This window comes from Bradyrhizobium tropiciagri (genome assembly GCF_018130545.1).
Classification (GTDB): Bacteria; Pseudomonadota; Alphaproteobacteria; order Rhizobiales; family Xanthobacteraceae; genus Bradyrhizobium; species Bradyrhizobium tropiciagri_A.
On record NZ_JAFCKF010000001.1, the window covers coordinates 546,212 to 558,729 of the forward strand.

Consider the following 12,518-nt stretch of genomic DNA (forward strand, 5'->3'; position numbering starts at 1 on the left):
GCCCGCGCGATGCCGGCGAGACCGTCGCACGGTCGTGCATTGGTCGGCAGGACCGCTCCGCCGGTTCAGCCGGCCGTTGTTCTACCTAGCACATAGAAAGCGATTGTCGGACTGCCAGATGCGGGACGGATGCAGGAACGCCCATGTCCGGTGTCACGGATCGTTAACAATCAGGTCCAGCCTCGTTGGATCCAGCCTAGTTAAATCCAGCCTTGGAGCTCGCGCAGCACGAGCTGGCGGATCACGTCCATGCCGCCGTCGCTGTCGTTGAGACAGGGGATGGCCGCAAACTGCTCCCCACCATTGTGCCGGAAGATCTCGGCGTTCTCCTGCGCGATCTCCTCCAGCGTCTCCAGGCAATCGGCGGAGAAGCCGGGCGTGACCACGGCCATTCGCCGCACGCCGTCCCTGGCCAGCTTCTCGACCGTCTTGTCGGTATAAGGCTGCAGCCACTCGGCATTGCCGAAGCGCGACTGGAAGGTGAGGATCAGCCTTGAGGTATCCAGCCCGAGCCGCTTGCGCAGCGCGTTGGTGGTGGCAATGCACTGCGCCTGATAGGGATCGCCCTTGTCGACATATGCTTTCGGCATGCCGTGGAATGAGGCCAGGATCACCTCGGGCTGGAACGTCAGTGTCGCAAGATGGTCATTGATCGAGACCGCCAGCGCCTCGATGTAATCGGGATCGTCGTAGTAAGGCGGCGTCACCCGCAGGATCGGCTGTGCGCGCATGGCGGCCAGCACGCGAAACGCTTCGTCACAGACGGTCGCCGACGTTGCCGCGGAATATTGCGGATAGAGCGGCACCACCAGCAGCCGGCCGCAGCCCTGCGCCGCCAGCGCCTCGATCCGCTCCTTGATCGAGGGATTGCCGTAGCGCATCGCCCAGTCGACCACGACGTGATCGTGATCGGCGATCGCCTCCGCCAGCTTGTCGGCCTGCGACCGCGTGATGGTCTTCAGCGGCGACTCGTTCTTCTCGGTGTTCCAGATCTTCAGATAGTCGCGCGCCTTGCGGGCCGGGCGGACGCGCAGGATGATGCCATTGAGGATCAGTTTCCAGACGAGGCCCTGGTCCTCGATCACCCGCGGATCGGACAGGAATTCCCTGAGATAGACCCGCACGCCCGCGGCATCCGCCGTATCCGGCGTGCCGAGATTGACCAGCAGCACCCCGACGCGTTCTGGCTTCGGCGCCGCGGCGGGCTTCGCGCTCTCGAACGGGATCACCGTGCTCATGATGGTCTTGCGCTTGGTCCTTCGCCTGGGGGCTTTGGGCTTCGCGCGTTGCTCCAACCTTGTCAAGCCGAGTGCGGGTTAGCTACGTTCCGCTCCGTGAATGAGGGGGAACCATGACGATCGCCGAATGGTGCGTCTTTGGGACGCTGATGCTCTCGCTGCTGACGGTCGTATCGGTGAAATGGATCGGCTTCCGCGGTTTCGACAATTCAAGACCGCGCGATCCAGACTTCTACGACGACCCGATCCGCTCGCGGGCCCTCGGCGCCCATCAGAACGGCCTCGAGGCGTTCCCGTTCTTCGCCTTCGCCGTTCTGCTCGCCGAATTCCGCGTCGGCCCGCTGCGGCTGATCGACGAGCTCGCGGTGCTGTTCCTGATCGTGCGGATCGCCTACGTCTTCACCTATATCGGCAACCGCCCGACCCTGCGCTCGATCCTCTGGAGCATCGGCTTTGCGATCAACATCGCGATCTTCTTCCTGCCGGCGATACGGGGGTATCTGACGCGGTGAGCCCTGTCATCCGTCATCCCCGCGCAAAGGCTTCGCCTTTGCGCGGGGATGACGGATGACTTAGAGTTAGGACCTCACAGACACGTCGCCCGTTCGGCCGCGACATAGCCGAACAGCAGCCCGAGCCCGAACAGCAGCACGAGACCCGCGGCGGCGAATTCGAGGCCGCGCATGATCAGCATGCCGCCGCCGTCACGCGCCGCGCTCAGCCGTTCGGCGACGCCGCGCGCGGAGACGGCGACCAGCGCGATCGCCGCCACCGTGATAGCGGTGCCGAGCCCCATCACGAAGGTCGCGGCGATGCCGGCCCAGAACAGGCCCTGCGCCAATGCGAACACCAGCACCAGGATGGCGCCCGAGCACGGCCGGATCCCGACCGTGAGGATTGCGCCGAGACCGCGTCGCCAGCCGCCGGGCCCTTCAAGCTCGGCCGGGGTCGGCCCGTGCGAATGGCCGCAATGCTCGTCATGGACGTGGCTCGCGTCATGCCCGTGATCGTGGCCATGGTGATGATCGTGATCGTCATGCGCGTGATGATGATGGTGATCATGGCCGTGGTCGTGGTGGTCGTGACCATGATGATCGTGGTCGTGATGCTGCGCGCCGGCCAGCGCCAGCGCCGGACGCGGCACCTGCAGCGCGCGGACAAAGCCGCCACCCTTGACCCAGACCAGCCGGGCACCGAATGCCGCGATCAGCGCGTAGCTTGCGATCTCGATCGCCTTCTCTGCCCCGCACATCGTCTTCGCGGTCGCATTGAGCAGCCAGGCGCAGATCCCGACGATCAGAACGGCGACCAGCGACTGCATCAGTGCCGAGGCGAACGACAGCACGATGCCCCGCCGCGCCGTCTCCCGATTGGCAACCATGTAGGATGAGATCACCGCCTTGCCGTGGCCGGGACCGGCGGCATGGAAAATCCCGTAGGCGAACGAGATCGCGAGCAGCGTCCAGACCGCCGAGCCGTCGGATTTCGCAGCACGGATGGTCTGCGACATCTCGCGATAGAACTCCGACTGCTTTGCCAATAGCCAGCCGACCAGCCCGCCTTGCGGCTCGGCTGCGCGCGGCGCGCCGAACGGATTTTGCGCCAGCAGCGCATGGACCGTGCCGTCGAGCAGTGCGAATGCCGCCAGCAGGGCGGCCGATACGGCGAGGCCGCGCATCGCGCGTGAGACGATCGGCGTCATGGGCAATCCACCGTGATCTTGTTGGCGAACATCATGCCGAAATTGCCGTTGCCGCCGTCGAGGAAGTTCTGCTCGCCGAGCTTCTGCGCGGTGGCGGTGCCGTCACTGTTCGGCCGCTCGAACTGCATCTTGCAGTCGGCGGCGGCGCCGACCAGCTTGACCGGCTCCTTCTCGGCGAACTGGAAGTCGATGAAATAGGTCGGGTCGAACACTTCGAGCGAGAGCTGTTTGGCCTTGAACGGCGTCTTCACCGGCAGAGTGAAGTGCAGCGTCAGCGCCGAATCCTTGTATTCGAGGAAGTAGTCGACCGGCTCGGTGAACTTCTGCTTCTTGCCGTCGCCCTTGGCAAAGGTGAAGTAAGCGTATTCCTTCAGCGACTCGACATTGGTCTGGGCCAGCGGCGCCAGCTCCTCGCGGCTATAGGCGCCCTTCACCTTGGTCTCGATGCCCTGCAGCGCGTAGGTCGAGAACATGTCGTCGAAGGTCCAGGCGTGGCGAACACCGGTGATGGTGCCGTCGGGCGCATAGATCAGCTCGCTCCTGGCGACGATCCAGACATGCGGATGGGCCTCGGCGGCCGCCGTGCCGAGCACGACGGACACCGCAAGCACGACCCCGGCGATCAGCCGGTTCAGTGACGGCCGCACCGTCACGCCGCCTCAGGCGTCTCGAGCAGGCCGCGACGGCGCAGCAGCGCGTCCGGCTCGGGTTCGCGGCCGCGGAAGGCGACATAGGCCTCCTCCGGATCGCGCGAGCCGCCCGACGAGTAGATGTCGTCATGCAGCCGCTTGGCGGTCGCGGGATCGAAGATGTCGCCGGCCTCCTCGAACGCGCCGAACGCGTCGGCGTCCATCACCTCCGACCACATGTAGCTGTAATAGCCGGAGGCATAATGGTCGCCGGAGAAGATGTGGCCGAACTGGGTCGGCCGGTGCCGCAGCGAGATTTCTGCGGGCATGCCGATCTTCTCGAGCTCCTTCTGCTCGAAGGCGCGGACGTCCCAGCTCGCCGCCGCCGGCTGGGTGTGGAATTCGAGGTCGACCAGCGCCGAGGAAACGAACTCCACGGTGGCAAAGCCCTGGTTGAACTTGCGCGCGGCAAGGAAGCGCTTGAGCAGGTCGTCCGGCAGCGCCTCTCCGGTCTGGTAGTGCCGGGCGAAGCGCTGCAGCACCTCGGGCCGCTCCTGCCAGTGCTCGTAGAGCTGCGAGGGCAGCTCGACGAAATCGGTGAACACCGAGGTCCCCGACAGTGACGGATAGGTCACATTGGAGAGCATGCCGTGCAGGCCGTGGCCGAATTCGTGGAACAGGGTCCGCGCGTCGTCGGGCGACAGCAGCGACGGCGCGCCGTCGGCGCCCTTGGCAAAGTTGCAGACATTGATGACCAGCGGCGCGACGCCGCCGTCGAGCTTCTGCTGGTCGCGCAGCGAGGTCATCCAGGCGCCGGAGCGCTTCGAGGGCCTCGCGAAGTAGTCGCCGTAGAACAGCGCCTTGTGCTTGCCGTCGCGCCCCTTGACCTCCCAGACCCGGACATCCGGGTGCCAAACCGGGACGTCCTTGCGCTCCTCGAAGGTGACGCCGAACAGGCGGGTGGCGCAGTCGAAGGCAGCCTCGATCATGTGATCGAGCACCAGAAAGGGCTTGATCGCGGAATCGTCGAAATTGGCGCGGCGCTGGCGCAGCTTCTCGGCGTAGTAGCGCCAGTCCCAGGACGCCAAGGCGAAATTGCCGCCCTCCTCGGTGATCAGCGCCTGCAGCGCGTCGCGGTCGGCGAGCGCCCGGGCCCGCGCCGGCTTCCAGACCCGCTCCAGGAGGCCGCGCACGGCCTCCGGCGTCTTGGCCATCGAATCCTCGAGGCGATAGGCGGCGTAGGTCGGGAAGCCCAGGATCTTCGCGGTCTCCTCGCGGAGCCTGAGGATCTCGACGATGGTCGCGTTGTTGTCGTTGGCGTTGCCATTGTCGCCGCGGGCCGTGAAGGCCTTGTAGACCTTCTCGCGCAGGTCGCGCCGCGACGAGCTCTGCAGGAACGGCTCGACCGAGGAGCGCGACAGCGTCACGATCGCCTTGCCGGGCATGCCGCGCTCTTCCGCCGCAGCCTTGGCGGCCGCCACAAACGTGTCGGAGAGGCCGGCGCGGTCGTCCTCGCCGAGCTCCATGAACCACTCCTGCTCGTCGCCGAGGAGATGATGGCTGAACGTGGTGCCGAGATGGGCGAGCCGCTCGTTGATCTCCGCCATCCGTGCTTTCGCGGCCTCGTCGAGTCCGGCGCCGGAGCGGTGGAAGCGGGTGTAGGTGCGCTCCAGGAGCCGCATCTGCTCGCCGGTCAGGCCGAGCGAGGCGCGCTTCTCGTGCAGCATGGCGATGCGGCCAAACAGCACAGCGTTCATCATGATCGGATTCCAGTGCCGCGCCATCCGGGGCGAGACCTCCTTGTCGATCTCCAGGATCGCCGGGTTGGAATGGGCCGAGACCAGATCGTAGAACACCGCCGAGACCTTCGACAGCAGCTTGCCGGAGCGCTCCAGCGCCGTGATGGTGTTGTCGAAATCGGGCAGCGCCGGATCATGGGTAATAGCAGCCACTTCCGCCGAATGGTCGGCGAAGGCCTGCTCGAAGGCGGGCAGGAAATGCTCCGGCTTGATCTCGGCGAAGGGCGGCGTCTCGAGCGGCGTCTGCCACGCCTTCAGGAGGGGGTTGGCGAGAGCTTCTGCGCTGGTTTCTGACATCGAATATCCCGTTTTTCGCCTTGAAAATGCGGCCCAATCTATATCACGCGATACGGCATTTTTGGGCCTTTTGCGCTTGATAGATGGGCCCTTTTCGGAGAGATTGCGCCCCTGAACAGGACCTATTTCATGAGCATGCAGCCCACCGCCTCGAGCAACAGCCGGATCTACTGGCCGAGCGTCATCACCGTGATCTCGGCGGCGATCCTGATCGGCGCGGAAGTGTTCGGTGCGGCGTTCGCCGGCGGCTGGGCGCTCGCGATCCTGTTCGGGCTCGACGACACCGGCGCGCACATCCTTCAGGCCGTGCTGTTCGGCATCGGCGTACTGATCATGATCGCCTTCATCCGCGCAGCTCAACGCGTCGAGCCGTTCACGCGGCGCGCGTGAAGTTTGTGCGATTCAAGAAAGCGCTGCGGCACAGGGCTAAAACGCACACGCTTCGTTAGTCATTCTTAACAGCCGTTCATCTTCAACACGTGCGGTGCGCGAGATCGCAAGCACGCGTTAGGGAAATTTGTCGCTATCGCAAAAAAATTCTTGCGCCGCGAAGTCAAAAGACTTATTTCCTGCCTTGCCCAATTTCGCACGTGCCTGTGGTCGTGTGTCAGTCGGTAGGTATCCGGACAAGAGGCCGGACAGCCGCCAAGGGGTGGAAGAACCGAGGGTCGTTTACGTCCGAGAGGACACGAGGCGGCCAGCATCTCTCTCCAGGGATGCCGTTGAAGGTCTCACCACTCTTTGCAACCGTGACTGGCAGCCGGAGGCGAACCGGCGCACCCCGCTCTCAACGGGGGACGCGACTTAAAGCAACGACGGATCGGGCTTTTTTGGTCTCTACCGGCATTCCAACGCCGGCGCGGGCTACTGAAAAGGCTTGTCCTTCATTGCCAGGTGTGCGGGCGGGAAGCTCTCCCAACCAATCCACGGCAGCACAGTCTGGTTTGAGTTTTTCGGCTTCGTTGCGCCTCCATCGCGCGATGTGGCCGGAGCGCTCTTATCCGACGTCACGTTGATACGGATCCCGTCGCTGGGGCCGTTGGAGAGTGCCATGACTGAACGTATCCAGGAATTCCTGCGCAACCGCCGCAGCGAAGGTCTCGACACCGAGCCGTGCCTCGTCGTCGACCTCGAAGTCGTGCGCGACAACTACCAGACCTTCGCGAAGGCGCTGCCGGACAGCCGCGTGTTCTACGCTGTCAAAGCCAACCCGGCGCCCGAAGTGCTCTCCCTGCTCGCCTCGCTCGGCTCCTGCTTCGACACAGCGACGGTTGCGGAAATCGAAATGGCGCTGGCCGCTGGTGCGACGCCGGACCGCATCTCCTATGGCAACACGATCAAGAAGGAGCGCGACATCGCGCGTGCCTTCGCGCTCGGCATTCGTCTGTTCGCGGTCGATTGCGCCGCCGAGGTCGAGAAGGTCGCGCGCGCCGCGCCCGGCGCCAAGGTGTTCTGCCGCATCCTCTATGATTGCGCCGGCGCCGAGTGGCCGCTGTCGCGCAAGTTCGGCTGCGACCCGGAGATGGCGGTCGAGGTGCTCGACCTCGCCAAGCGCCTCGGGCTGGAGCCGTGCGGCATCTCGTTCCATGTCGGCTCGCAGCAGCGCAAGGTGAAGGCGTGGGACCGCGCGCTCGCGATGGCGTCGACCGTTTTCCGTGACTGCGCCGAGCGCGGCATCAACCTCACCATGGTCAACATGGGCGGTGGCTTCCCGACCAAGTATCTCAAGGACGTTCCGCCGGTCCTGCAATATGGCCGGTCGATCTTCCGCGCGCTGCGCAAGCATTTCGGCAACCAGATCCCGGAGACGATCATCGAGCCGGGCCGCGGCATGGTCGGCAATGCCGGGATCATCGAGACCGAAGTCGTTCTGATCTCGAAGAAGAGCGACGAGGACGAGGTTCGCTGGGTCTATCTCGACATCGGCAAGTTCGGCGGTCTCGCCGAGACGATGGACGAGTCGATCCGCTACGCCATCCGCACCCCGCATGACGGGGCGGACATGACGCCGTGCGTGCTCGCGGGCCCGACCTGCGACAGCGCCGACGTGCTGTACGAGAAGCTGCCGTATCCGCTCCCGGTGACGCTCGAGATCGGTGACAAGCTGCTGATCGAAGGCACCGGCGCGTATACGTCGACCTACTCGTCGGTGGCATTCAACGGCATTCCGCCGCTGAGAACCTACCACATCTGACCTAGCCTCCGATTCGAGGCCTGAACCGGGAGCCGGCTCCGCCGGCTCCTCTCCGAACCATTTTTGAATCTTCGAACGACGCTTGCCGCGGCCTACGACCAGCCGTTGCGAGCGAGGACTGACGTGCCATGACTGCAAAACGGAACAGCCCCGTTGCCCTCATCCGAAAAACCACTCCGTTCGCGATCCGTGCGGAGCGGGCTTCGGACGTCGTCGCGCGCGAAGCGCTGCTGGATGCCTGCTTTGGCGACAACCGCCATACGCGCACCTGCCAGCGCCTGCGCGACGGACGCGCGCCCGCCGCAGGCCTGAGCCTGTCGGCCATGCGCAATGACGGCCGGCTGGTTGGAACCGTGCGGCTGTGGCACGTCAGCGCGGGGGGCCGCAGCGCGCTGATGCTGGGGCCGCTGGCTGTCGATGACGACTGCCGCGGCCTCGGCGTCGGCGCCGCGCTGATGCAGCGCGCGCTGGCGGTGGCGAAGGCCCGTGGCCATGGCGCGGTGATCCTGCTTGGCGATGCGCCCTACTATGCTCGTTATGGCTTCACCGCCGCCAGGACCGGCGAGCTATCACTGCCCGGCGCGTTCGAACGCGAGCGGCTGCTCGGCCTCGAGCTGGTCGAGGGCGCGCTGGACGGCGCCTGGGGCATGATCACGCCGACCGGCGCGGCGCTGCCCGAGAGCCTGCCCAAGAGCAAGGCATCGGAGCGCAAGGCGGCCCGGACCCGGAAGGCACCACTCGCCGTGCCGCACGCGGCGTAAGGCGGGCGCCATGGCAGAGAACCTTCCCGCAATCGATGGCGCGCGTCCGCGTTGGCGCGGCCTCGTCACCACTGTCATGCTGATCCTGATCTCGGTCATGATCGTCAGGGACATCCTGATCCGGCGCTGGACCGGCACAGCGCCGTCGCCGCCGGACGCCACGCAGCAGTCCCACTAGCCACCGGCCGCAGGGCCGAAATCCAAGAACCGAATCCAAGGTCCGAATCCAAGGGGTTGCGCGGGCGCCAAAAATGCCCGTAAACCCCGCGCAAAGCCATTTTTCAGTCGAGGTCCCGCATGCCCCGCCGCCTGATTTCCACCGGCTCGCCTTTTGAAAAGACCGCCGGCTACAGCCGCGCCGTGATCGACGGCGACTTCGCCTTCGTCGCCGGAACCACCGGCTACGACTACACCACGATGACCATGCCAGCGGATGTCACGAGCCAGTCACGGAACTGCTTCAAGACCATCGAAGCTGCCCTCAACGAGGGCGGCTTCGCGATGGCCGACATCGTGCGTGCGACCTACTATCTCACCGACGTCAACGATGCGGACGCCCATTTCGCGGTCTGCGGCGAAGTCCTCGGCAACATCCGCCCGGCCGCAACGATGCTGATCGTCGCGGGGCTCTTGAAGCCCGAGATGAAGGTCGAGATCGAAGTCACCGCAAAGCGACGTAACCCCTGATCCACCCTACCCGCCGCTCGGCGCTCTCCTGGAGAAAATGATGAGCCCCTCCTCGCAGATCTACGCGAAAATCACCGGCCCCATTGTCATGATCGGCTTCGGCTCGATCGGCAAAGGCACGCTGCCGATGATCGAGCGGCATCTCGATTACGACAAGTCGCGCGTCACCGTGATCGACCCCAAGGACGAGGGCCGCAAGGCGCATTGCGAGAAGCAGAACGTCAAGTTCATCCAGAAGGCCGTGACCAAGGACAACTACCGCGAGCTGCTGACGCCGCTGCTCACCGAAGGCGGCGGCCAGGGCTTCTGCGTCAATCTCTCGGTCGATACCGGCTCGACCGACATCATGGAGCTCTGCAACGAGCTCGGCGCGCTCTATATCGACACCGTCAACGAGCCCTGGCTCGGCTTCTATTTCGATTCCTCGAAGGGCCCGGAAGCGCGCTCCAACTACGCGCTGCGCGAAGTGACACTGGCCGCCAAGAAGGCGCGCCCGGCGGGCTCGACCACGGCGGTGTCCTGCTGCGGCGCCAATCCCGGCATGGTCTCGTTTTTCGTCAAGCAGGCGCTGCTCAATGTCGCCGCCGACCTGAAGCTCAACGCTCCCCGGCCGAAGACCAAGGCCGAATGGGCCGACCTGATGCGGCAGGCAGGCATCAAGGGCATCCACATCGCCGAACGCGACACCCAGCGGTCCAAGACCCCGAAGGAGCCTGATGTCTTCGTCAACACCTGGTCGGTGGAAGGCTTCCTGTCGGAAGGCGTGCAGCCGTCCGAACTCGGCTGGGGCACCCACGAAAAATGGATGCCCGAGAACGCGCACACCCACGAGGCCGGCTGCGGCGCTGCGATCTATCTGATGCAGCCCGGCGCCAACACCCGCGTGCGGACCTGGTGCCCGACTCGCGGCGCGCAGTATGGCTTCCTCGTCACCCACAACGAGTCGATCTCGATCGCCGATTACTTCACGGTGCGTGACGCATCGGGCAAGGCGGTCTATCGGCCGACCTGCCACTATGCCTATCATCCGGCCGACGATGCCGTGCTGTCGCTGCATGAAATGTTCGGCCGCGCCGCGAAGATGCAGGAGAAGCACCACATCCTCGACGAGAACGAGATCGTCGACGGCATCGACGAGCTCGGCGTGTTGCTGTTCGGCCACGACAACAATGCCTACTGGTACGGCTCGCAGCTCTCGATCGAAGAGACCCGCGCCCTCGCGCCCTATCAGAACGCCACTGGCCTGCAGGTGACCTCGGCAGTGCTCGGCGGCATGGTGTGGGCGCTGGAGAACCCGAACGAAGGCATCGTCGAGGCCGACGAGATGGATTTCGATCGTTTGCTGGAGATCCAGCTGCCCTATCTCGGCCCGGTGAAGGGCTTTTACACCGACTGGACCCCGCTGACCGATCGTCCCGGACTGTTCCCGGAAGACATCGACACCAGCGATCCCTGGCAGTTCAAGAACATCCTGGTGCGCTGACAAGCGCACCTTTCGCCTCCCACGATTGCCTTTCGGCGTATGGCCTTCGGCCGGCCGCGGTGCTAGCGAACCGGCCGGCCGCAAGCCATCTGGGAGGATCGCATGAAAAACCTTGCCTGCATCGCGGGGGCCGCTGGCCTCCTGATCGCGTCCAGCGCTCTGGCGGCGGACACCGGGCAGCTGCCCTGCAAGACCACGCAGGAATGCAACGAGAACGCCGCCAAGATCGGCGCCAATGCGCCGAGCAGCGCGCTGCCCTCGACCAGCAAGGCGGACGCCGCCGAGGACCAGTTCTACTGGCTCAACAAGATCAACAAGGCCTCCACCGTCATGCTGGTGGAGGAAAACATCTTCCCGAAGGACGTCGGCCAGCTGATCGCCAAGGGCGTGGATTTCGCGATCCGTCAGGCCCAGCAGCCGGACGGCAAACGCCCGAGCGACGTGCTCCAGATCGAGAAGATCATGACCGACAAGGTCGGCGAGGAAGCGTCCGTCATCCATGCCGGGCGCAGCCGCCAGGACATGTACGCGACCTTCCGCGCCGCCAAGCTAAGGAACCAGACGCTGGATTTTGCCGAAGCGTTGCTCGGCTTGCGTGCCAAGCTGCTCGCCAAGGCGGCCGACAATCTCGATGCGCTGATGCCTGGCTATACCAACGGCGTGCAGGCGGTGCCGATCACCTATGGTCACTACCTGCTGGCCTATGAGGAATCCTTCGAGCGGGACCAGCAGCGTATCAGCGAGGCCTATCGCCGGCTCAACCTCAGCCCGATGGGCGTCGGAGTCATGTCCGACTCGATATGGCCGCTGAACCGCGCACGCCTCGCCCAGCTGCTCGGCTTTGACGGTATCGTCGAGAACTCGATGGACGCCAACCAGGTGATCCCCTTCGACAACCAGCTCGAGGCCACCGCGATCGCCAATTCGGCCGCCATCCGCGTCGGCGTGATGATGCAGGACCTGCATACGCAATACGCCGAGGTACGGCCGTGGCTATTGCTGCAGGAGGGTTCGACCTACACCAGCAGCTCGATGCCGCAGAAGCGTAATCCAGGCCTGATCATGCAGGCGAGGATCGCAGCTTCCGACGTGGTCGGGTTGTCGGGGGCGGTGTCGATCCGCGCGCACAACGTGATGTCGGGCATGGTCGACTCCAAGGCCGAGTCCGAGGATATCGGCCTGTTCCCGCGTGCGATCAAAATGGTGACCGCCACCGACCGGGTGTTCGATGCGATCGTGGTCAACAAGGCGCGCGCCAAGGAAGAGCTGGAGAGCGACTGGACCTCGACCATGAACCTCGCCGAGCTGCTGCTCGAAGCGCACAAGATTCCGTTCCGCGTCGGGCACGGCTTTGCATCGCAGATGGTCAGCTATGCACGGCCACTCGACCTGACGCCGAAGACGATTCCGTTCGACGTGGTGACCGACCTGTTCGCCAAGACGCTCGCCAAATTCAACATGCCGGCGCAGCCATTCCCGATGAGCGAGGCAGAATTCCGAGAGGTGATGTCGCCGGAATGGATCGTGACGCACACCAAGGGCGTGGGCGGTCCGCAGCCTGACGAGACCGCGCGCATGCTCAAACAAGCCCGGCAGCGCCTCGATGCCGACAAGGCCTGGCTTGCCGCGCAGCGCGACAAGCTCGCGAAAGCCGACGTCGCGCTCGACCAGAGCTTTGCGGCGCTATTGCCAAAGGACAACGCGCAATAGCCGCGACGGATTGGGGCG

The 12,518-nt window shown here is 64.9% G+C and carries 13 protein-coding genes; 8 read left to right on the forward strand and 5 right to left on the reverse strand.

Translation table 11 applies throughout. From position 1 onward, the window contains the following. Nucleotides 1-200 precede the first annotated feature (200 nt). On the reverse strand, nt 201-1,238 hold the full coding sequence (gene hemH / locus JQ616_RS02640) for a ferrochelatase (RefSeq protein WP_212012015.1): 1,038 nt from the start codon (nt 1,236-1,238) through the stop codon (nt 201-203). A gap of 113 nt (nt 1,239-1,351) precedes the next feature. Here hemH and JQ616_RS02645 point away from each other — a divergent pair, with 113 nt between their 5' ends. Beyond that, nucleotides 1,352-1,750 carry an MAPEG family protein gene (locus JQ616_RS02645; RefSeq protein WP_212012016.1) on the forward strand — a complete coding sequence of 133 codons (399 nt, stop codon included), beginning with the start codon at nt 1,352-1,354 and terminating at the stop codon, nt 1,748-1,750. A gap of 74 nt (nt 1,751-1,824) precedes the next feature. Here the strand turns inward: JQ616_RS02645 and JQ616_RS02650 are convergent, their stop codons facing one another. The 3 genes from JQ616_RS02650 to JQ616_RS02660 are packed head-to-tail and all read right to left on the reverse strand — an operon-like array spanning nt 1,825 to nt 5,665. Then, nucleotides 1,825-2,940, reverse strand: a complete 1,116-nt coding sequence (locus tag JQ616_RS02650; RefSeq protein WP_433995941.1) for a nickel/cobalt transporter — start codon at nt 2,938-2,940, stop codon at nt 1,825-1,827. Continuing rightward, nucleotides 2,937-3,575, reverse strand: coding sequence for a DUF1007 family protein (locus JQ616_RS02655; RefSeq protein ID WP_212013121.1), 639 nt, complete (start codon nt 3,573-3,575; stop codon nt 2,937-2,939). Before JQ616_RS02655 ends, JQ616_RS02650 begins: the two co-directional genes overlap by 4 nt. Nucleotides 3,576-3,589: 14 nt before the next feature. Then, the gene (locus JQ616_RS02660; RefSeq protein WP_212012019.1) at nt 3,590-5,665 is read right to left on the reverse strand and encodes a M3 family metallopeptidase; all 2,076 of its coding nucleotides are present in this window, start codon (nt 5,663-5,665) and stop codon (nt 3,590-3,592) included. A 129-nt stretch (nt 5,666-5,794) separates the two neighbouring features. Between JQ616_RS02660 and JQ616_RS02665 the strand changes: the two genes are divergently transcribed. Beyond that, entirely contained in the window at nt 5,795-6,055 is a 261-nt protein-coding gene (locus JQ616_RS02665) for a hypothetical protein (RefSeq protein ID WP_249136347.1), read from the forward strand. A 474-nt stretch (nt 6,056-6,529) separates the two neighbouring features. On the opposite strand, the gene JQ616_RS02670 is transcribed toward JQ616_RS02665, so the two are convergent. Continuing rightward, nucleotides 6,530-6,718 (reverse strand): hypothetical protein, encoded by a 189-nt coding sequence (locus tag JQ616_RS02670; protein WP_212012021.1) that lies wholly within the window; start codon nt 6,716-6,718, stop codon nt 6,530-6,532. Between JQ616_RS02670 and JQ616_RS02675 the strand changes: the two genes are divergently transcribed. The 6 genes from JQ616_RS02675 (at nt 6,717) to JQ616_RS02700 (ending at nt 12,500) form a co-directional block, all read left to right on the forward strand. Beyond that, nucleotides 6,717-7,859 carry a type III PLP-dependent enzyme gene (locus JQ616_RS02675; protein ID WP_212012023.1) on the forward strand — a complete coding sequence of 381 codons (1,143 nt, stop codon included), beginning with the start codon at nt 6,717-6,719 and terminating at the stop codon, nt 7,857-7,859. The genes JQ616_RS02670 and JQ616_RS02675 overlap by 2 nt on opposite strands. Nucleotides 7,860-7,987: 128 nt before the next feature. Continuing rightward, on the forward strand, nt 7,988-8,620 hold the full coding sequence (locus tag JQ616_RS02680; protein ID WP_212012025.1) for a GNAT family N-acetyltransferase: 633 nt from the start codon (nt 7,988-7,990) through the stop codon (nt 8,618-8,620). A 10-nt stretch (nt 8,621-8,630) separates the two neighbouring features. Continuing rightward, nucleotides 8,631-8,798: a hypothetical protein gene (locus tag JQ616_RS02685; protein ID WP_212012026.1), complete on the forward strand. Its 168-nt coding sequence runs from the start codon at nt 8,631-8,633 to the stop codon at nt 8,796-8,798. A 119-nt stretch (nt 8,799-8,917) separates the two neighbouring features. Next, a complete protein-coding gene (locus JQ616_RS02690) occupies nt 8,918-9,307 on the forward strand; it encodes a RidA family protein (protein WP_212012027.1) in 390 nt (129 codons plus the stop codon). A gap of 40 nt (nt 9,308-9,347) precedes the next feature. Then, nucleotides 9,348-10,790, forward strand: a complete 1,443-nt coding sequence (locus JQ616_RS02695) for a homospermidine synthase (protein ID WP_212012028.1) — start codon at nt 9,348-9,350, stop codon at nt 10,788-10,790. Nucleotides 10,791-10,892: 102 nt separating this feature from the next. Then, nucleotides 10,893-12,500, forward strand: coding sequence for a lyase family protein (locus JQ616_RS02700; protein WP_212012029.1), 1,608 nt, complete (start codon nt 10,893-10,895; stop codon nt 12,498-12,500). The last annotated feature ends 18 nt before the right edge of the window (nt 12,501-12,518 follow it).